Origin of the sequence: Nocardia sp. NPDC004860 (assembly GCF_040609015.1) — a bacterium.
Lineage (GTDB): Bacteria > Actinomycetota > Actinomycetes > Mycobacteriales > Mycobacteriaceae > Nocardia.
The window spans coordinates 217597-241078 of the sequence record NZ_JBEXJI010000006.1 but is presented as its reverse complement, the minus strand read 5'-3'; the positions used below and the strand labels follow the sequence as shown (position 1 = coordinate 241078).

General features: G+C 70.6%; 1 protein-coding gene (cut by a window edge). It reads left to right on the top strand.

Annotated elements, in window-relative coordinates; translation table 11 throughout:
• Positions 1-23482: the 3' portion of a non-ribosomal peptide synthase/polyketide synthase gene (locus ABZV44_RS15580; RefSeq protein WP_354836403.1), read on the top strand. 20783 nt of this gene lie to the left of the window's left edge; 23482 of the gene's 44265 nt are visible here — the last part of the coding sequence; its start codon lies off the left edge, out of view; its stop codon occupies positions 23480-23482.

The window sequence follows — 23482 nt, the reverse complement described above, 5'->3', positions numbered from 1 at the left end:
CTGGATCCCGGCTCCCGAGCTGGCGGATCTGGCCGGCGCCTACGACGCCGACATGCCCGCCATGGCCCCGATCGACATCAACGCCATCGTGGTCGGGGAGAAGCTGACCGCCAATATCGGCTACCCGAGCACGCTGATCGGTGCGCAGGAGATCGCCGAATTCGCGGCGCTGTGGACCTCGGCGCTGGAAGCCGTTGCCCGGCATGCCGATTCCGCGCAGACCGGCGGGCACACCCCGTCCGACTTCGGCCTGGTGCGCGTCACCCAGCGCGATATCGACGGCTGGGAGAAGCAGTACGGTGCGCTGAACCAGGTGTGGCCGCTGTCCGCGCTGCAGGCCGGTCTGCTGTTCCACGCGCAGCTGGCCGCCGCCTCGGTCGATGTGTACACCGCGCAGGCGGTGCTCACCCTCGAGGGCCGCGTCGACGCCGACCGGCTGCGGTCGGCCGCGCAGGCGCTCATCGAACGCCACGAAATCCTGCGCACCGCCTACGTGAACGACGCGTCGGGTGTTCCGGTGCAGGTGGTCATCGACGGCGTGCAGGTGGCGTGGACCAACCACGACCTGACCGACATCGCCGACGAGGAAGCCCGCGCGGCACGCGCCGCGGAGATCATCGCCGCCGACCGGGTGCAGCGCTTCGACCTGACCGCGCCGCCGCTCATCCGCTACACGCTGGTGCGGACCGCCGCGAACAGCTACCAGCTGGCCGTGGCCAACCATCACATCCTGCTCGACGGCTGGTCCATGCCGCTGCTCATGCAGGACCTGCTGGTGCTGTACGCCACGCACTCCGACACCGCGGTGCTGCCGCCGGTGCGCTCCTACCGCTACTTCCTGGAATGGGTTGCGCAGCAGGACCGTCCGGCCTCGCTGGCGGCGTGGCAGCGGTCGCTGCACGGCGTCTCCGAGCCGACCCTGCTCACCCGCCCCGACGCGGGCCGCGAGATCACCGCCCTGTCCGGCGAGTACTTCTTCGACCTGGACGAGGCCGCGACCGCGCGCCTGACCGCGCTGGCCGCCGACCTCGGCGTCACCCCGAACACCGTGCTCCAGGTCGCCTGGGGCATCCTGCTCGGCCGCCTCACCGGCCGCGAGGACGTGCTCTTCGGCACCACGGTGTCCGGCCGCCCGGCCCAGCTGTCGGGCGTCGAGTCCATGGTGGGTCTGTTCATCAACACCGTGCCGGTGCGGGTCGCCTTCGACCCGGCCGAGCCGGCGAGCGCGCTGCTCACCCGCACCCAGGGCGAGCAGGCCGATCTGCTCGACCACCACTACGTGGGCCTGGCCGACATCCAGACGGCGGCGGGCATCGGCGGACTCTTCGACACCCTGGTCGTCTTCGAGTCCTATCCCGTGGACGCCGACGGTATCCGGTCCCAGGCCGCCGATATCGACGGCATGGCTGTCACCGGCCTGGACGCCGCGGACGCCACCCACTACCCGCTGACCCTCATCGCCCAGCTCGACACCCGCCTGCGCATCCGCGCCGGCTACCTGCGCGACCTGTTCGACGAGGACACCGTTCACCGCATCGCCGATCGCCTGGTGCGCGTGCTGACCGCCATCACCACGGAACCCGCTGCGGCCGTGGGCGATATCGAACTGCTGGACGCGCCCGAACGCGAGCTGGTCGTCGAGCGCTGGAACGACACCGCCTTCGACGTCGAGGCCGTGCTCACCGAGCACAAGGCCGAGGCCGCGACCCTGGTCGCGATGTTCGAGGCGCAGGTGGAGCGGACGCCCGACGCGACCGCGCTCAGCTTCGAGGGGACGACTCTGTCCTACGCCGAGTTCGCCGACCAGGTGCACCGCCTGGCGCGCTGGCTGGTCGAGCGTGGTGTCGGAGCGGAATCGTTCGTGGCCCTGGGCATGCGGCGTTCCATCGACCTGGTCGTCGGCATGTACGCCGTCACCGTCGCCGGTGCCGCCTACGTGCCGCTGGACCCGGATCACCCGGCCGAGCGCATCGAGTACATTCTCGAGACCGCCGACCCGGTGACCGTGCTGACTTCCGGCGAGGATCTGCCGATCGATACCGCGCAGGTCCGCATCGACATGCTGGAGCTGGCCAGCTACTCGGCCGCTCCGCTCACCGATGCGGATCGCCGTGCGCCGCTGCGGGAGTCGAACAACGCGTACGTGATCTTCACGTCCGGTTCGACCGGCCGCCCGAAGGGCGTGGCGGTGCCGCACTCGGCCATCGTCAACCGCCTGGTCTGGATGCAGGCGGCCTACGGGCTGACCGCCGCCGACGTCGTCCTGCAGAAGACCCCGGCCACCTTCGACGTCTCGGTGTGGGAGTTCTTCTGGCCCTTGCAGATCGGCGCGACGCTGGTCGTGGCCAAGCCCGAAGGCCACCGTGACCCGGCGTATCTCGCGGATCTCATTGCCCGCGAGGGTGTGACGGTCACCCACTTCGTGCCGTCCATGCTCGCGGTGTTCGTGGCCGAGGAGGCCGCCGCGCGGTGCACCAGCCTGCGCAAGGTCTTCGCCTCCGGTGAGGCGCTGTCGCCCAAGCCCGCGCACAAGCTGCGTGAGCTGACGGGCGCGGAGCTGCACAACCTGTACGGCCCGACCGAGGCCGCGGTCGACGTCACCTTCCACCAGGTCGTGGACGCGGACGTCGATACCGTGCCGATCGGCCGCCCGGTGTTCAACACCGAGGTGTACGTGCTGGATTCGCGTCTGCGTCCGGTTCCGGTGGGTGTCGCGGGTGAGCTGTACCTGGCGGGCGATCAGCTCGCGACGGGGTATGTCGCGCGCCCGGACATCACGTCGGATCGCTTCGTGGCCAACCCCTTCGGGGACGGCGAACGCATGTACCGCACCGGTGACCTGGTCACCTGGACCGCGGACGGCGAGCTGGAGTACATCGGCCGCACCGACTTCCAGGTCAAGCTGCGCGGTCTGCGCATCGAACTCGGCGAGATCGAATCCGCGCTCACCGCACTGGATTCCATCGCGCAGTCGGTGGTCGTGGTGCGCAGCGACGTGCACACCGGCGATCAGCTGGTCGCCTATGTCATCCCGGCGGCGGACCACACCGTGGACGTCGAGAAGGTGCGCCTGGAGATCGGCGAGAGCCTGCCCGCGTACATGGTGCCGTCGGTCCTGATGGCGCTCGACGAGTTCCCGCTCAATGCCTCCGGCAAGCTGGACCGCAAGGCGCTGCCCGCGCCGGTGTTCGAGGCCGCGGTGTTCCGCGCGCCCGTGACCCCGGTCGAGCAGATCGTGGCAGGCGTGTTCGCCGAGATCCTCGGCCTGGAGCGGGTCGGCCTCGACGATGACTTCTTCGCGCTCGGCGGCAACTCGCTCATCGCCACCCAGGTGGCGGCGCGCCTCTCGGCCGCGCTGGACACCCACCTGGGTGTGCGCGAGATCTTCGAGGCGTCGACCGTGGCCGCCCTGGCGGCGCGCGCCGAAACCCATTCCGGCGCCGGCACTCGCCAGGCGCTGATCGCGCAGCAGCGGCCGGAGCGGCTGCCGCTGTCGCTGGCCCAGCAGCGCATGTGGTTCCTCAACCGGTTCGATCCCGAATCGGCCGTGGACAATATCCCGGCGGCCGTGCGCCTGTCGGGTCTGGTGGACCGTCAGGCCCTGCAGATCGCCGTCGCCGACGTGCTGGCGCGGCACGAGTCGCTGCGCACCCGGTACCCGGAGATCGGTGAAGCGCGGGGAGGCGGAGCGCAGGCGTTCCAGGAGATCGTTCCCACGGCACAGGTCATTCCGGACCTGACCCCGGTCGAGGTCTCCGAAGCCGAACTGCCGCAGGCACTCTCGGAGCTGGTGCTGAGCGGCTTCGACGTCACCGTGGACGTGCCGTTCCGGGCCCGCCTGTTCGAAGTCAGCCCCACCGAGCACGTGCTCGCGCTGGTGGTGCACCACATCTCGGCCGACGGCTTCTCCATGGGCCCGCTCACCCGGGATGTCATGACCGCCTACGGCGCTCGCGTCGAGGGCGGCGAGCCCGGCTGGCAGCCGCTGGATGTCCAGTACGCGGACTACGCGCTGTGGCAGCGCGCGGTGCTCGGCGACGAGACCGACGCCGAATCCGTGATCTCCCAGCAGATCTCGTACTGGCGCGACTCGCTGCGCGGCCTGCCCGACCAGCTGGACCTGCCCGCCGACCGGCCGCGTCCGGCCGTCGCGTCGGGCCGCGGTGCGACGCACGTCTTCACCGTCGATGCCGACACCCACGCCAAGCTGACCGAACTGGCCCGCACCCGCGGCGCGACGCTGTTCATGGTCATGCACTCCGCCCTGGCGGCGCTGCTGTCGCGGCTGTCGGGTGAGGCGGACATCGCGATCGGCACCCCGGTCGCCGGTCGTGGTGAACGCGCCCTCGACGACCTCATCGGCATGTTCGTCAACACCCTGGTGCTGCGCACCGAGGTGGACGGCGGCGCCGGCTTCACCGAGCTCCTGGACACGGTGCGCGCCACCGACATCCAGGCCTTCGGCCACGCCGACCTGCCCTTCGAGCGCCTGGTCGAGATCCTCAACCCGGCGCGCTCGCAGGCGCGGCACCCGCTGTTCCAGGTCATGCTGTCGTTCCAGAACACCGGCATCACCGAACTGGAACTGCCCGGCCTGACCGTGAGCGCCGTCGATCTCCCGATCGACACCGCCAAGTTCGACCTGCAGATGGTCCTCACCGAGCAGCTCGGCACCAGCGATGTCGTGGGCAACGGCCACGGTGCGACCCCCTCCGGCATCACCGCCGAACTCATCTACGCCACCGACCTGTTCGACGCGGCCACCATGGAGCGTTTCGCCGACCGGTTCGATCGTCTGCTGAAGGCCATTGCCGCGCAGCCGGAACGGGCCATCGGCGATATCGACCTGCTGGTCTCCGGCGAGCGCACCCGGGTGCTGCGCGACTGGAACCGCACCACCGCCGACGTCTACTCGGTGCTGGCGGAACTGACCTCGGGCACCCTCTCGGGCGAGACCACCGCCGAGGGCGAGATCGTGCGCAGCGCCTCCGGCGACGCGGGCGAGACCCTGGTCGCGCTGTTCGAGGCCCAGGCCGAGCGGACCCCCGAGGCGACCGCGGTCAGCTTCGAGGGGACAGGTCTGTCCTACGGTGAGTTCGCCGCACGGGTGCATCAGCTGGCACGCAACCTCATCGAGGCCGGGGTCGGCCCGGAGAGCCTGGTGGGCTTGGGCATTCGCCGTTCGGTGGACCTGGTGGTCGCGATGTACGCGATCGTCGAGGCCGGTGGCGCGTACGTGCCGCTGGACCTGGACCAGCCCGCCGACCGCATCGACTACGTGCTCGAGACCGCTGCTCCGGTGTGCGTGCTCACCACCGAGCGCGACGGGTTCACCCACCCGAGCGTGCCGGTGCTGGCCGTGGACGGCGTTGACCTGTCGGGCTACTCCGACGCGCCGCTGACCGACGCGGATCGCAGTGCGCCGCTGCGGGCTTCGAATACCGCCTACGTCATCTTCACCTCGGGTTCGACCGGTCGCCCGAAGGGTGTGGCGGTGCCGCACTCGGCGATCGTCAACCGCCTGGTCTGGATGCAGGCCGAGTACGGCCTGACCGCCGCCGACGTGGTGCTGCAGAAGACTCCGGCCACCTTCGACGTGTCGGTGTGGGAGTTCTTCTGGCCCTTGCAGATCGGCGCGAAGCTGGTCGTGGCCAAGCCCGACGGGCACCGGGATCCGGTGTACCTGGCCGAGACCATTGCCCGCGCAGGCGTCACGACCGCGCACTTCGTGCCGTCGATGCTGGCCGTGTTCGTCTCGGAACCGGCCGCCGCGGACTGCACGAGCCTGCGCCTGGTCTTCGCCTCCGGTGAGGCGCTGCCCGCGACCACCGCCCAGCAGCTGCGCCGGGTCACCGGCGCCGCCCTGCACAACCTGTACGGCCCGACCGAAGCGGCCGTCGACGTCACCTATCACCAGGTCACCGACGCCGACACCGAGACCGTGCCGATCGGCCGCCCGGTGTTCAACACCCAGGTGTACGTGCTGGATTCGCGCCTGCACCCGGTCGCGCCCGGCATGGCGGGCGAGCTCTACCTGGCCGGCGTGCAGCTGGCGCGCGGATACGTGGCGCGCCCCGACCTGTCGTCGGATCGCTTCGTGGCCAACCCGTTCACGCCGGGCAAGCGCATGTACCGCACCGGTGACCTGGTCACCTGGACCGCGGACGGCGAGCTGGAGTACATCGGCCGCACCGACTTCCAGGTCAAGCTGCGCGGTCTGCGCATCGAGCTCGGCGAGATCGAGGCCGCGCTGACCGCCCACGAGTCGGTCGCCCAGGCCGTCGTGGTGCTGCGTTCGGATGCCCGCACCGGTGACCAGCTGGTCGCGTACGTGGTTCCGGCGCAATCGGCTTCGACCGAACCTGTCGCGCTCGGCGCGGACGCCCTCGACGTGGAGGCCGTGCGCGAGCACCTGGCCGCGCAGCTGCCGTCCTACATGGTCCCCGCCGCCTTCGTGGCCCTGGGCGCGTTCCCGCTCAGTGCCAACGGCAAGCTGGATCGCCGCGCACTGCCCGAGCCGGAGTTCGCCGCCCGCGAATTCCGGTCCGCCGCAACGCGTGCCGAGGAGATCGTGGCCGGCGTCTTCGCCGAGGTGCTCGGACTCGAGAACCCGGTCGGCGCGGACGACGACTTCTTCGAGCTGGGCGGCAACTCGCTGATCGCCACCCAGGTCGTGGCGCGACTGGGCGCGGCGCTCGACACCCGCATCCCCGTCCGCACCCTGTTCGATGCCCCGAGCGTGGCCGCCCTGGCCGCGCGCGTGGAAACGCAGGCGGGCATCGGTGGCCGCCGTGCGCTGGTGGCCCAGGCCCGGCCGGACGAGATCCCGCTGTCGCTGGCCCAGCAGCGCATGTGGTTCCTCAACCGCTTCGACACCGCCTCGGCCGTCAACAACATCCCGCTCGCGGTGCGCCTGACCGGCGACCTCGATGTGGACGCCCTGCTGGCCGCCGTCGGCGACGTGCTGGAGCGGCACGAGGTGCTGCGCACCGTCTACCCGGAGAACGCGGAAGGCCGTGGCGTGCAGGTCATCCTGCCCGCCGGCCAGGTCCGCCTGGACTCGGCCGCCAATGCCGGCATCCACGGCGGCGGCACCGGCCTGGCCCCGGTCGAGGTGGCCGAGGCCGACCTGCGCGAGCGCATCGCCGAGCTGGTCCTCACCGGCTTCGACGTGACCGCCGCGGCCCCCGTGCGCGCCGGACTGTTCCGGGTCTCGGATGCCGGACAGCCCACGCACGTACTGATTTTCGTGGTGCACCACATCTCCGGCGACGGCTGGTCGGTGCGCCCGCTGGCTCGCGACGTCATGGTCGCCTACGCGGCCCGCGCCACCGGTGAAGCGCCGCACTGGGCGCCGCTGCCGGTGCAGTACGCCGACTTCGCGCTGTGGCAGCGCGAAACCCTCGGCGACGAGGACGACGCGGACTCGCTGATCGCCCAGCAGGTCTCCTACTGGAGCAGTGAACTGGCCGGGCTGCCCGACCAGATCGACCTGCCCACGGATCGCCCGCGCCCCGCGGTGGCATCCAATGCCGGTGGGGTGCACGAGTTCTCGATCGACGCCGACCTCTTGGCCGGACTCAACGGCCTGGCCCGTGAGCACGGCGCCTCGCTGTTCATGGTCGTGCACGCGGCCTTCGCGGCCCTGCTGGCGCGCCTGTCCGGCGGCGACGACATCGCCATCGGCACCGCGGTCGCGGGCCGTGGCGAGCAGGTGCTCGACGACGCCATCGGCATGTTCGTCAACACCCTGGTGCTGCGCACGGCCGTCGACTCGGGGGAGAAGTTCGCCGAGCTGCTGGCCCGCACCAAGGACACCGACCTGGCCGCGTTCGGCCATGCCGACCTGCCCTTCGAGCGCCTGGTCGAGATCCTCAACCCGGCCCGCTCGCAGGCGCGGCACCCGCTGTTCCAGGTCATGCTGTCGTTCCAGAACACCGGCGCGGCGACCTTCGCCCTGCCCGGGCTGGAAGTGGCCGGTGTGCCGCTGGACGTGGTCACCGCCAAGTTCGACCTGCACCTCAACGTGACCGAGCGGGCCGACGGCGACGGCATGACCGCCGAATTCGCCTACGCCACAGACATGTTCGACCCGGCCACCATCGCCGCCTTCGGTGAGCGCCTGCTGCGCATGCTGTCGGCCGTGGTCGCCGAGCCGACCGCACTGGTCGGCGATATCGAATTGCTGGACGCGGCCGAGCGCCGCCAGGTGCTGCGCACCTGGAACGCCACCGAGTACGACGTCGAGCGCGTCGCCCTGGGCGGCAAGAAGATCGACGCCGAGGTCACCCTCGCGTCGATGTTCCAGACCCAGCTGAAACAGACCCCCGACCTCACCGCGCTGGTGTTCGAGGGGACGAGTCTGTCCTACGGCGAGTTCGCGTCTCGCGTGCACACGCTGGCCCGCCACCTCATCGCCGAGGGCGTCGGACCGGACACCTATGTGGCCCTGGGCATGCGCCGCTCCTTCGAGCTGCTGGTCGGCATGTACGCCGTCACGGTCGCCGGTGGCGCGTACGTGCCGCTGGACCCGGACCACCCGGCCGAGCGCAACCAGTACGTGCTCGACACCGCGCGGCCGGTGTGCGTGCTCAGCACCCGCGGGGACCGGTTCGAAACCACCACGCGCACCCTGCTGATCGACGAGCTGGACCTGTCGGGCTACTCCGACGCCCCGATCACCGACGCCGACCGGACCGCCCCGCTGCGCGGCGACAATGTCGCGTACGTGATCTTCACGTCGGGTTCGACCGGCCGTCCGAAGGGCGTGGCGGTGAGCCACACCGCCATCGTCAACCGCCTGGTGTGGATGCAGACCGAGTACGGCCTGTTCGACGACGATGTCGTGCTGCAGAAGACCCCGGCCACCTTCGACGTGTCGGTGTGGGAGTTCTTCTGGCCCCTGCAGATCGGCGCTGCCCTGGTCATCGCCAAGCCGGACGGCCACCGCGATCCGGGCTACCTGGCCGACCTGATCATCGAGACCGGTGTCACCACCGCGCACTTCGTGCCGTCGATGATGTCGGTGTTCGTGGCGGAGGAGAAGGCCGCCGAATGTGTTTCGCTGCAGCAGGTCTTCGCCTCCGGTGAGGCGCTGCCCGCGCCGACCGCGCAGAAGCTGCGCGAGCTCACCGGTGCGCGGCTGCACAACCTGTACGGCCCGACCGAAGCGGCCGTCGATGTCACCTACCACGAGGTGGAGGACACCGACACGCTGTCGGTGCCGATCGGCGCGCCGGTCTTCAACACCCGTGTGTACGTGCTGGATTCGCGCCTGCACCCGGTCGCCCCGGGTGTCGCGGGTGAGCTGTACCTGTCGGGCGTCCAGCTGGCGCGCGGCTACGTCGCCCGTCCGGAGCTGACCGCCGATCGCTTCGTCGCGGACCCGTTCCACGACGGCGAGCGCATGTACCGCACCGGCGACCTCGTCAAGTGGACCGGTCGCGAAGCGTGGGGAGGCGGAGCGGAGCTGGAGTACCTGGGCCGCACCGACTTCCAGGTGAAGCTGCGCGGTCTGCGCATCGAGCTCGGCGAGATCGAGTCCGCGCTCACCGCCATCGATGCCATCGCCCAGTCGGTGGTCGTGGTCCGCAGCGACGAGCGGCTCGGCGAGCAGCTGGTCGGCTATGTCATCCCGACCGCCGGCCACAGCGTCGACCTCGACGCCGTGCGTGCCGAACTCCAGGACGGCCTGCCCGGCTACATGGTTCCGACCGCCTTCGTGGTGCTGGACGCCTTCCCGCTCAATGCCTCCGGCAAGCTGGATCGCAAGCAGCTGCCCGCGCCGGTGTTCGAGGCCAAGGTCTTCCGCGCCCCGTCCACCCCGATCGAGGAGATCGTGGCGGGCACCTTCTCCGACGTGCTCGGCGTCGGACGGGTCGGCCTGGACGACGACTTCTTCGAGCTCGGCGGCAACTCGCTGATCGCCACCCAGGTCACCGCTCGCCTCGGCGCGGCCCTGGACACCCAGCTCGCGGTGCGCGATCTGTTCGAGGCGTCCACGGTCGCGGCGCTGGCCGCGCGGGTGGAGCGCAATGCCGGTTCCGGGGCGCGTCCGCGCCTGATCCCCGGTGAGCGTCCCGCGCACCTGCCGCTGTCCCCGGCGCAGCAGCGCTACTGGTTCCTCAACCAGTTCGACACCAGCACTTCGGCGGTCGACAACATTCCGCTGGCGGTGCGCTTCACCGGCGCCCTGGACCTGTACGCCATGAAGCAGGCCATCGGCGATGTGATCGCCCGCCACGAGGTGCTGCGCACGGTGTACCCGCAAGCGCAGGGAGGTGGAGCGTCGGCGGAGGGCCCGCACCAGGTTGTGCTGCCCGCCTCGCAGACCGATCTGTCGCTGGTGCCTGAGGAGGTCACCGAGGGCGAACTGCTCGGCAAGGTCATCGAATTCGCCATGACCACCTTCGACGTCACCGTCGAGGTGCCGCTCGCCGTCAAGATGTTCCGCATCGCGGACAGTGAGACCACCCAGCACGTGCTGGCCTTCACCGTCCACCACGTCTCCGCCGACGGCTCCTCCATGGGCCCGATGGCGCGCGACATCATGGCCGCCTACGTGGCCCGGGTGAACGGCGATGTGCCGCAGTGGGCTCCGCTGCCGGTGCAGTACGCCGACTACGCGCTGTGGCAGCGTGAGGTGCTCGGCCGTGAGGACGACGCGGAATCGCTTGCCGCCAAGCAGGTCTCGTACTGGACCCGCGCCCTGACCGGGCTGCCGGACCAGCTGGAGCTGCCCACCGACCGGCCGCGTCCCCCGGCGCAGTCGTTCCACGGCAAGGCGCTGCGCTTCGATATCGACGCCGAGCGCCACGCCAAGCTGCACGAGCTGGCGCGGGCCAGCAACGCCTCGCTGTTCATGGTCGTGCACGCCGCGCTGGCGGTGCTGCTGGCCCGCCTGTCCGGTACCGACGACATCGCGGTCGGCACCCCGATCGCGGGCCGCGGTGAACGCGAACTCGACGACATGATCGGCATGTTCGTGAACACCCTGGTGTTCCGGACCCAGGTCGACGGCGCCGCGAGCTTCGCCGACCTGCTCTCCGAGGTGCGCGAGCGCGACCTGGAGGCCTTCGCCAACGCCGACGTGCCGTTCGAGCGCCTGGTCGAGGTGCTCAACCCGGTCCGCTCCACCGCGCGCAACCCGTTGTTCCAGGTGGGTCTGTCGTTCCAGAACCTGGCCGAGACCGCCTTCGAGCTGCCGGGCCTGCACGTGGCCGCGGTCGAATTCGACTCGCAGCTGGCCAAGACCGACCTGCACGTCACGCTCTACGACCGGTACACCGAGGACGGCACCCCGGCCGAGATCCTCACCGAATTCGGTTACGCCACCGACCTGTTCGACGAATCGACCGTGCGGTCCTTCGCCGACCGGTTCGTGCGGGTGCTGGACGCCATCCTGGCCGACACCACCGTCGCGGTCGGCGACCTCGACCTGCTGGACGAGGACGAGAACGCGCGAATCCTGCAGCGGTGGAACAACACCGCGCAGGACGTGGAGTCGGTCATGGACGGCGGTTCCGAGGCCACCCTGGTCTCGCTGCTCGACCGGGCGGTGTCCGACGACCCGAAGGCCGTGGCCATCGTCGCCGACACCGCCGAGGGCACCGAGCAGCTGACCTACGCCGAGCTCGACGCCCGCGTGAACCAGCTCGCCCGCGAGCTCATCGCACGCGGCATCGGCGCGGAAGACCGGGTGGCCCTGGCCATTCGGCGGTCCACCGACCTGGTGGTCGCCATGTACGCGGTCGCCAAGTCCGGTGCCGCCTACGTGCCGATCGATCCGGATCAGCCCGCCGAGCGCGTCGGCTACATCCTGGAGACGGCCGCGCCCAAGGCCGTACTCACCACGGCCGCAGTCGGTTTCGAATCCGAGCTGGCCGAGGTGCTGCGCATCGACGAGCTGGACCTGTCCGGCCACTCGGCCAAGCCGATCGGGGCCGCCGAGCGGGTGCGCGAGCTGACGGCCGCGAACACCGCGTATGTCATCTTCACCTCCGGTTCCACCGGCCGTCCCAAGGGTGTGGCGCTGCCGCACGGCGCGGTCGTGAACCAGTTGCTGTGGAAGGTCACCGAATTCGGCCTCGACCCGGCCGACGCGGTGCTGCTCAAGACCGCCGCCACCTTCGACCTCTCGGTCTGGGAGTTCTGGTCCGCCGCCGCCTGCGGTGGCCGCATGGTCATCGCGGCGCCGGACGGCCACAAGGACCCGGCGTACCTGAACGAGCTCATGGCCCGCGAATGGGTGACCACCCTGCACGTGGTGCCGTCCATGCTGGACGCGCTGCTCGCCGACGGGCTGCCGGATTCGCTGTGGCGCATCCTGGCCATCGGTGAGGCGCTGCCCGGCCCGCTGGCGCAGCGCGTGCTGCGGGAGCGGCCGCGCACCGAGCTGTTCAACCTGTACGGCCCGACCGAGGCCGCGGTGTCCATCACCAACCACCGGGTCACCGCCCGCGACGAGCTGTCGGTGTCCATCGGCTCGCCCGAGTGGAACTCCCAGGTGTACGTGCTGGATGCACGCCTGCGGCCGGTGCCTGTGGGCGTCTCCGGCGAGCTGTACCTGGCCGGCGCGCAGCTGGCGCGCGGCTACCACGGCCGCCCGGACCTCACCTCCGACCGGTTCGTGGCGAATCCGTTCGCCGGCAATGGTTCCCGCATGTACCGCACCGGTGACCTGGTGGCCTGGCAGGAGAACGGGGAGCTGGAGTACCGGGGCCGCACCGACTTCCAGGTGAAGATCCGCGGTTTCCGCATCGAGCTCGGCGATATCGAATCCGCGCTGCTGCGCCTGGATTCCGTCGCCTCGGCGGCCGTGGTCGCGCACACCGATCCGGTGCTCGGCGACCGCCTGGTGGCCTACATCGTCGGCAGCGACGGCGACCCCGACAAGCAGCAGCTGCAGTCGGCGCTGGCCGCTGAACTGCCGTCGTACATGATCCCGTCGGTCTTCATGCCGCTGACCGCGTTGCCGCTCAACGCCAACGGCAAGCTGGACCGTAAGGAGCTGCCGCAGCCCACCTTCGAGAAGGCGGTCTTCCGCGCCCCCGTCAGCCCGATCGAGCAGATCGTGGCGGGCGTGTTCGCGGAGGTGCTGCGCGTCGAATCCGGCCGCATCGGCCTGGACGACGACTTCTTCGCGTGGGGCGGCAACTCGCTGCTCGCCACCCAGGTGGCCGCGCGCCTCGGCGAGGCGCTCAACACCCGGGTGCCGGTGCGACTGCTGTTCGAGGCGTCCACGGTGGCCGCACTCGCGGCCCGCGTGGAACGCGACGCCGGCGCGGGCGGCCGCAAGGCGCTCACCGCCGGACCGCGGCCGGACAACATTCCGCTGTCGCTGGCCCAGCAGCGCATGTGGTTCCTCAACCGCTTCGACACCGCCTCGGCCGCCTACAACGTGCCGGTCGCGGTGCGGCTGTCGGGCCTGCTGGACGAGGACGCGCTGCGTGCCGCCATCGCGGATGTGGTTGCCCGCCACGAGATCCTGCGGACCATCTACCCGCAGACCGAGGACGGGCCGGTGCAGGTCATCCTGCCGCCGGCGCAGGCCGTGCCGGAGCTCGAGGTGCGCACCGTCACCGCCGACGAGGTGGTGGGCGCGGTGGTCGAGCTGACCTCCACCGCCTTCGACGTGACCGTCGAGGTGCCGATCAAGGTGGCGCTGTTCAAGATCGAGGGTGAGGTCCCGGCTCCCGCGGCCGAGTCCGGTCCCGCGACGCGCGGGCCGTCGGAGGCGGCGGCGCACGCGGCGGCCTACACCTTCGACTTCGCCGATATCGAGCCCACCGGCCAGTTCCCGGTCGTGGACCCGGACGGCCCCGCGCCCGCGGAATACGTACTGGCCCTGGTCATCCACCACATCTCCGGTGACGGTTCCTCGGTGGCCCCGCTGACCCGCGACCTGATGACCGCCTACGCGGCGCGCTCCATCAAGCAGAAGCCGGGCTGGACCCCGCTGGCGGTGCAGTACGCGGACTACTCCATCTGGCAGCGCGAACTGCTGGGCAGCGAGGACGATCCGGAATCGCTGGCGTCGAAGCAGGTCGCCTACTGGTCGCAGGCGCTCGCCGGCCTGCCGGATCAGCTGGACCTCCCGGCCGACCGGCCGCGCCCGGCGGTGCAGACCTTCGCGGGCGGCAAGATCGACATCCGCATCGACGCCGAATTGCACGCGGCGCTGGTCGAATTGGCCCGCACCGAGGGCGCGACGCTGTTCATGGTCGTGCACACCGCGCTCGCGGTACTGCTCTCGCGCCTGTCGGGCTCCGACGACATCGCCATCGGCACCCCGATGGCCGGTCGTGGCGAGGCCGTCCTGGACGACCTCATCGGTATGTTCGTCAACACCCTGGTGTTCCGCACCGTGGTCGACGGCGGGCAGCCGTTCGCCGAGCTGCTGGCGCGTCAGCGCGAGACCGACATCCAGGCCTACGCCAATGCCGACGTGCCGTTCGAGCGCCTGGTCGAGGTGCTCAACCCGGCCCGCTCGACAGCGCGGCACCCGCTGTTCCAGGTGGGTCTGTCCTTCCAGAACCTGACCCGCTCCACCCTGGAACTGCCGGGCCTGAGCGTGTCCGGCCTGGACGTCGACACCGAGCTGTCGCAGTTCGACCTGCACCTGATCGTCTCCGACATCTACGGCGAAGACGGTGCGGCCCAGGGCATCACCGGCATCCTGACCTACGCCACCGATATCTTCGACCGGGACACCGTGCACGGCTTCGCGGATCGGTTCGTGCACCTGCTGCGCGAGATCGTGAGCGCACCCCGCACCGCGGTCGGCGAGATCGAGCTGCTGGCCGGGGCCGAGCGGACCGAGATCCTGGAGCGGCGCAATGCCACCGCGCACCAGGTGGATTCGGCCGCGACGCTGGTGTCCATGCTCGATGCGACGGTGGCGGCCAAGCCGACCGCCATCGCGCTGATCGGACCGGACAGCGAGACGCTGACCTACGCCGAACTCGGCGCCCGGGTCAACGGCCTTGCCCGCCACCTGATCTCGCTGGGCGTGGGCCCGGAGGCCCGGGTCGCGCTGGCGCTGCGGCGCTCCGTCGACCTGGTCGTGGCCATGTACGCGGTCTCGGTCGCCGGTGGCGCGTACGTGCCGGTGGACCCGGACCAGCCGGCCGAGCGGACCGGGTACATCCTGGAAACCGCCGCGCCGGTGTGCGTGCTGACCAATGCCGCGGCCGAGTTCACGACCGAAATCGCGCCGCTGGTGCGGATGGACGAGCTCACCCTGTCGGGCGCGAACCTCGCCCCGGTCACCGATGCCGAGCGGGTCGCCCCGCTGCGGCCCGAGCACACCGCCTACGTCATCTTCACCTCCGGTTCCACCGGTCGCCCGAAGGGCGTGGCGCTGCCGCACGCGGCCATCGCCAACCAGTTGCAGTGGAAGAGCGCGGAATTCGAGCTCGGCGCGGACGACGCGGTGCTGCTCAAGACCGCCGCCACCTTCGACCTCTCGGTCTGGGAGTTCTGGTCGGCCGCCGTGTCCGGTGGCCGCCTGGTGATCGCGGCGGCCGACGGGCACCGGGATCCGGCGTACCTCAACGAGCTGATGGCGCGCGAGCGGGTCACCACCCTGCACGTGGTGCCGTCCATGCTGGACGCGCTGCTCACCGCGGCCGACGGGACGCTGAACGATTCACTGCGGCGGGTCCTCGCCATCGGTGAGGCGCTGCCCGCGACCGTCGCGCAGCGCTTCCGGGCGTCGAACCGGCGAACTCGACTGTTCAACCTGTACGGCCCGACCGAGGCCGCGGTGTCCATCACCAGCCACCTGGTCACCGACGCCGACCAGGGTTCGGTGTCCATCGGTGCGCCGGAATGGAATTCGCGGGTCTACGTGCTCGACGCGCGCCTGAACCCGGTTCCCGACGGCGTCTCCGGCGAGCTCTACCTCGCCGGCGCGCAGCTGGCCCGCGGTTACTTCGCGCGTCCGGATCTGACCGCGGATCGCTTCGTGGCCGACCCGTTCGCCGTCGGCGAGCGCATGTACCGCACCGGTGACCTCGTCGCCTGGTCCGGCAACGGCGAGCTGGAGTACCGGGGCCGCACCGACTTCCAGGTGAAGATCCGCGGTTTCCGTATCGAGCTCGGCGAGATCGAGGCGGCGTTGCTGGCGCTGCCGGAGATCGCGCAGACCGCGGTGCTGGCCAAGCAGGACGCCAAGACGGGTGACCGCCTGGTGGCCTACCTGGTGCCGTCGGGCTCGGGTGTCGATGTGCCGCTGGTGAAGTCGGCGCTGTCGGCGGCGCTGCCGTCGTACATGGTGCCGTCGGCCTTCGTGGTGCTGGATGCCCTGCCGCTCAATGTGAACGGCAAGCTGGACCGGAAGGCGCTGCCGGAGCCCGAGTTCGAGACCACCGCCTTCCGGGCGCCGTCCACCCCGATCGAGGAGATCGTGGCGGGCGTCATCGCGGAGGTCCTCGGCGCCGAGCGCGTGGGCGCGGACGACGACTTCTTCGCCCTCGGCGGCAACTCGCTGCTCGCCACCCAGGTCGCCGCGCGCATCGGCGCGGCCCTGGACGCGCGGGTGCCGGTGCGCGCGGTGTTCGAGGCGTCGACCGTCGCCGGGCTGGCCGCCAAGGTCGAGCAGCACGCCGGCGCGGGAGACCGTAAGGCGCTCACGGCCGCACCGCGGCCCGACAATGTGCCGCTGTCGCTGGCACAGCAGCGCATGTGGTTCCTCAACCAGTTCGACACCGCGTCGGCCGCCTACAACGTCCCCGTGGCGGTGCGCCTGACCGGTGCGCTGGATGTGGAGGCGCTGCAGCAGGCCGTCGCCGACGTGATCGGCCGCCACGAGACGCTGCGCACCGTCTACCCGCAGGTGGACGGCGCGGCCGCGCAGGTGATCGTGCCAGTGGCGCAGGCGGTTCCGGATCTGACGCCGGTCGTCGTTTCGGCCGAGTCGGTGACCGAGCGGATCGCCGCGCTGGTCACCACCGGCTTCGACGTGACCGCGGAAGTGCCGTTGCACGCCAAGCTGTTCCGCGTCGACGGTGCCGAAACGGAGTCCATCGACGGCACCGCCGCCGTCGAGCACGTGCTCGTCTTCGTCACCCACCACATCGCCGCCGACGGCTGGTCCATGGGCCCGCTCACCCGCGACGTCATGGTGGCCTACGCCGCCCGCGCCGCCGGTGTCGCGCCGGGCTGGGCGCCGCTGCCCGTGCAGTACGCGGACTTCTCGATCTGGCAGCGCGAGGTGCTCGGCTCCGAGGACGACGCGACCAGCCTGATCGCCGCGCAGGCCGAATTCTGGCGCACCGCACTGGCGGATCTGCCCGACGAGCTGAACCTGCCCTCGGATCGCCCGCGCCCCACCGCGCAGTCCTTCCGCGGCGGCCGGGTGCTGTTCCCGATCGGCAAGGACCTGCACCGCGGACTCCAGCAGATCGCGCGCACCAACAACGCGACCATGTTCATGGTCGTGCACACCGCCCTCGCGGTGTTCCTGGCGCGCCTGTCCGGCACCTCCGACATCGCCATCGGCGCGCCCATCGCGGGCCGCGGCGAGGCCGAGCTGGACAACCTGATCGGCATGTTCGTCAACACCCTGGTGCTGCGCACCGAGGTGAGCGGACAGGCCGGCTTCACCGAGCTGCTGGCCAAGGCCAAGGACAGTGACCTGCAGGCGTTCGCGCACGCGGACATTCCGTTCGAGCGGCTCGTCGAGCTGCTCAACCCGGAGCGGTCCACCGCGCGGCACCCGCTGTTCCAGGTGGCGCTGTCGTTCGAGAACCTGCCCGACAGCTCGTTCGAGCTGCCCGCGCTGCGGGCCGCGGCGGTCGACTTCGAGAACGAGATCGCCAAGTTCGACCTCATGCTCACCCTGACCGAGGCTCCGGCCGACGCGGACGCGGGCATGTACGCCGAATTCGGTTACGCCCGTGACCTGTTCGACCAGGAGACGGTGGAGGGCTTCGCGGAGCGGTTCCTCCGCCTGCTCGGCGAGATCATCGCCGCGCCGCGCACCGCGGTCGGCGACCTGGAGATCCTGGCCGCCGACGAGCGCGCCGACCTGATCTCCCGCACGGGCGGTCCGGCCATCGAACCGCGCGTGCTGCCCGAGCTGCTGGCCGAGGCCGTCGCCAACAACCCGGTCGGCGAGGCGGTCGTGTACCAGGGCCAGGCCCTGGGCTACGCCGAACTCGACGCGGCCTCCTCGCGCCTGGCGCGCGTGCTCATCGAGCGCGGCGCCGGACCGGAAACCCGTGTCGCCGTGGCCATCCGGCGCTCCTTCGAATCGGTGCTGGCCATCTGGGCCGTCGCCAAGTCGGGTGCGGCCTTCGTGCCGGTCGATCCGTCCTACCCGGCGGACCGCATCGCGCACATGGTCAACGACTCCGGCGCGGTGCTCGGCCTCACGGTCGACGCCGAGCTCGAGGGGCTGCCGCCGGTCAAGAGCCTGGCGGGCTGGATCTCGCTCGACGATCCCATGGTGCAGGCCGAGATCGCCTCGCACTTCGCCGAACCCGTCACCGACGCGGAGCGGTGGGCGCCGGTCCGGCCGGACCACGTGGCCTACGTGATCTACACCTCGGGTACCACGGGCATGCCGAAGGGCGTCGTGGTGACGCACTCCGGTCTGGCCAACTTCGCGACCGAGCAGATCGTGCGCTACCACCTCGACTCCGGCTCGCGGGCACTGCATTTCGCCTCGCCGTCGTTCGACGCGTCGGTGCTGGAGTACCTGCTCGCCATCGGCGCGGGCGGCACCCTCGTGGTGGTCCCGCCGGGCGTCTACGGCGGCGAGGAACTGGCCGAGCTGATCAAGCGCGAGCGGGCCACGCACGCCTTCGTCACCCCGGCCGCGCTCGCCACCCTCGACCCGAAGGGTCTGGACTCGCTGCGGGTGCTGGTCGCCGGTGGTGAGGCCGTCCCGGCCGATCTGGTCGCGAAGTGGGCGATTCCGTTGGAGAACCGCACGATTCGTGCGTTCCACAACGGCTACGGCCCCACCGAGACCACGATCATGACCAACATCAGCGATGCGCTGGTGCCGGGCGATCTGGTCACCATCGGCGGTCCGATCCGCGGCATGCAGGCCCTGATCCTGGACGCGCGCCTGCGTCCGGTGCCGGTGGGCGTCGCGGGTGAGCTGTACCTGTCGGGTATCCAGCTCTCGCGCGGCTACCACGACCGCCCGGGCCTGTCGGCCGAGCGGTTCGTCGCCAACCCGTTCGTGGCCGGCGAGCGCATGTACCGCTCCGGTGACGTGGTCCGCTGGACACCCACCGGCGAGGTGGAGTACGTGGGCCGCAACGACTTCCAGGTGAAGGTGCGCGGCTTCCGCATCGAGCTCGGTGAGATCGACGCCGCGCTGGCCTCGCACGAGACGGTCGACTTCGCGGTCACGGTCGGTCACAAGACCGACGCCGGGGCCACCATCCTGGCGGCCTACGTGCTGCCGGTGGCGGGCCGGACCATCGACATCCCGGCGCTGACCGAGCATGTCGCGGGCCGCCTGCCGGAATACATGGTGCCGACGGCGATCACGATCCTGGACGCCATCCCGCTGACCCCGGTCGGCAAGCTGGATCGCCGGGCGCTGCCCGAGCCGGTGTTCACCGCGCGGGACTTCCGCGCACCGGTCACCGAACTGGAAGCGACCATCGCCGAGGTCTTCGCCGACGTGCTCGGCGTCGAGCAGGTGGGTGCGGACGACTCGTTCTTCGCGCTCGGCGGCGACTCGATCCTGTCCATCCAGCTGGTCTCGCGGGCCAAGGCGCGCGGCATCGTGTTCTCGCCGCGCGACGTGTTCGAGAAGCGGACCGTCGCCGGACTGGCCGAGGTCGCCACGCTGGGCGGGGACACCGCGCAGGAGAAGCTGGCGGAACTGCCGGGCGGCGGGGTCGGCGACATTCCGCTGACGCCGATCATGCACGCGATCCTGTCGAGTGGGTCGTCCTACGAACGGTTCTCGCAGACCATGCCGCTGCGACTGCCGGACGGCATCACGCGGACGGTGCTGGTCGGGGCCATCGGCGCGCTGTTCGACCACCACGATGTGCTGCGGTCGCGACTCCTCGGAAATGCCGCGGAGGGCTTCGAATTCGAGGCGCTGCCGCGCGGGGCCGTCGACGTCGACGCGCTGGTGCACCGGGTCGAGCTGGCCGCGGACATCTCCGACGAGGAGCTGACCCGGGTCGGCAGCATCGAATTCGATGCGGCGCTGGGCCGTCTGGATCCGGCGAATGCCGCCATGGTGCAGTTCGTCTGGTTCGCCTTCGCCCCCGAGGGTTCCGACGAGGCACGCGTCCGCCGGGACGTGCTGCTCATCGTCGCGCACCACATGGTGGTCGACGGCGTCTCCTGGCGCATCCTGATTCCGGACCTGGGCCTGGCCTGGTCCCAGGTGGCGTTCGAGCAGCCGCTGGCGCTGCCCGAGACCGGCACCTCCATGCGGCGCTGGGCGCACGCCCTGGTCGAGGAGTCGCGCAGCGAGGCGCGGGTCGCGGAACTGCCGTTCTGGCAGCGGGTTACCGAGACTCCGGATCCGCTGCTCGGGTCGCGGGCGTTCGACCCGAAGGTCGACACCTTCGCCACCGTCGAGCGGATCGAGGTCACGGTGCCGGCATCGGTCACCGAGGCCGTGCTGACCGCCGTCCCGGGCCTGTACCGGGGTGGCGTCAACGACGGTCTGCTGTCGGCGCTGGCCCTGGCGGTCGCGCGCTGGCGCGGGGAGGCCACCGGCGGTTCGGCGTTGATCAAGCTCGAGGGCCACGGCCGTGAAGAGGAGATCGTTCCGGGCGCGGATCTTTCGCGCACGGTCGGCTGGTTCACCGCCGCCTTCCCGGTGCGACTGGACCTGAACGACGCGGATCTCGCCGATGCCTTCGAGGGCGGAAACGCCCTGGGCGACATCGTGAAATCGGTCAAGGAACAGCTGCTGGCGCTGCCCGACAAGGGTCTGGGCTGGGGTCTGCTGCGCTACCTCAACCCCGAAACCGCCACGCAGCTGCGCGATGTCGGCCAGATCAGCTTCAACTACCTGGGCCGGATGTCCGCGGGCGAGGTGCCCGAGGGCATGGCCGAACTGGGCTGGGTGCCGGTCGACGACCTGGGCCGCCTCGACGGCGACATGGACGCCGACATGCCCGCCAACGCCACCCTCGACATCAACGCCATCGTCACCGACGGCGCGGACGGCCCGGAGCTGGGCGCGGCCTTCTCCTACCCGAGTGGGCTGCTCGAGCGCGAACGGGTGCAGGAGTTCGCCGACCTGTTCGTGGCGGCGCTGACCGCGCTGGCCGCGCACGCCAAGCGGCCGGAGGCGGGCGGCTTCACGCCGTCCGACCTGCCGCTGGTGCGGGTGGACCAGTCCGACATCGAGGTGTGGGAGCGGACGTACCCGGCGCTGTCCGATGTGTGGCCGCTCTCGCCGCTGCAGTCGGGTCTGCTGTTCCACGCGCTGCTCACCCAGAACACGGTGGACGTCTACACCATTCAGACCGTGCTCGACCTGAGCGGTGTGGTGGACGCGGATCGGCTGAAGGTGGCCGCGCAGGCCATCCTGGACCGGTACCCGAGCCTGCGGACCGCGTTCGTCACCGACGCCGACGGCCAGGCCCACCAGGTGGTGCTGGACCATGTCGAGGCGCCGTTCACCGTCATCGATCTCACGGATCTGCCCGAGGCCGAACGCAATCCGCGCATGCGGGAGATGATCGAGGCCGATCGCGCCGATCACTTCGATCTGTCCGCGCCGCCGCTCATGCGGTTCACCGTGTTCCGGATCAGCGACGACCTGGTGCACCTGGTCATCACCACCCACCACATCCTGGTGGACGGCTGGTCCATGCCGCTGCTCATGCAGGACCTGCTGGTGCTGTACGCGGTGCGCGGCGACATGTCGGTGCTGCCGCGGGTGCCGTCGTTCCGGAACTACCTGGCCTGGCTGGCCGGACGGAACCGGAACGAGTCGATCGAGGCGTGGAAGCGCGCCCTGGCCGGCGTCAGCGAGCCCACCCAGCTCGCGCCCGCCGCGACCCGGGACGAGAACTACGAAATCGGCCGCTACACACTGGATATCGACGCCGATCGGACCCGCGCGCTCACCAAGCGCGCCGGTGAACTCAACGTCACGCTGAACACGCTGATCCAGACCTCCTGGGCGGTGCTGATCGGCCGCCTCACCGGGCGCAGCGACGTGGTGTTCGGCGCGACCGTCTCCGGCCGCCCCGGCGACCTGCCGGGCGTCGAATCCATGGTGGGTCTGTTCATCAACACGGTGCCGGTGCGCATCCGCGTCGATGACCGCCTGACCATCGGCGGGCTGCTCCAGCGGGTCCAGCACGATCAGGCCGACCTGCTCGAGCACCACCACATCGGGCTCACCGAAATCCAGCAATTGGCCGGTGCCGGAGCGGAATTCGACACCATCATGGCGTTCGAGTCCTACCCGGTGGACAAGGACGCCATCGCCGCGGCCAGCTCCATCGACGGCATGTCCGTCAGCGGTGTGGGCATCAATGACAACACCCACTACCCGATGAGCCTGGTCATCATGGCGGGCGAGACCATCGACATCTCCATGCGCTACCTGGGCAGCCGGTTCACCGCCGACGAGGTCGCCATCCTCGCCGCGCGCTTCAACCGGATCCTGGACGCACTGGTCGGAGACGCCGATGGCCTGGTCGGTGACATCGACATCCTCGATGCCACCGAGCGCGCCCGCATCCTCGCCGAAAGCGCCGTCACCCCCGCCGATTCCGCGGCGGACGCGGCGCGCGTCGGCACCGCGACCGTGGCCAATGTGCTGGCCGAGGTCGTCGAAGAGGATCCGCAGGCGCCCGCCCTGCTGTCCGACGGCCAGGAGATCGCGTACGCCGTCCTGGACCGCCGCAGCTCCCAGCTGGCCCGCCTGCTCATCGAGCGCGGTGCGGGCCCCGGCGACGTCGTCGCCGTGGCTCTCCCGCACACGGTGGACGCGGTGGTCGCGGTCTGGGCCATCCACAAGGCCGGAGCCGCGGTGCTCTTCGCCGACGGCCTCTCCTTCGGCGACATCCTCGCCGCCGGAGCCGGTTTCGGCATCGCCCAGGAACCGGCCGCCAGCTCGATCCGCTGGCTGGTCCCGTCGGACCCGAAGGTCCAGTCCGACCTGGCCACCCGCCCCGCGCACCCGGTCTCCTACACCGACCGCGTCCGCCCTCTGTCCGAATCCGACCCCGCCTTCGTCTACCGCGACGGCGACACCTGGGCCACCCTCACCCAGTCCGAGGCCCTCGACCGCGCAGCCACCCTGCGCGCCGACAACGACGTCGACTACGAGTCCACGACGTACACCACCGCCTCCACCGACCAGCCCGCGATCGACGAATTCCTGGCCTCCGCCACCGCGGGCGCCCTCTCCGTCCTCCCCACCGGCAACACCCCCGCCGACCTGGAAGACGGCGAAGTCACCCACTGGTTCACAACCCCGGGCGAGCCGAGAGACGAAGCAGGCGAAGACATCCGCCTCATCGACTGA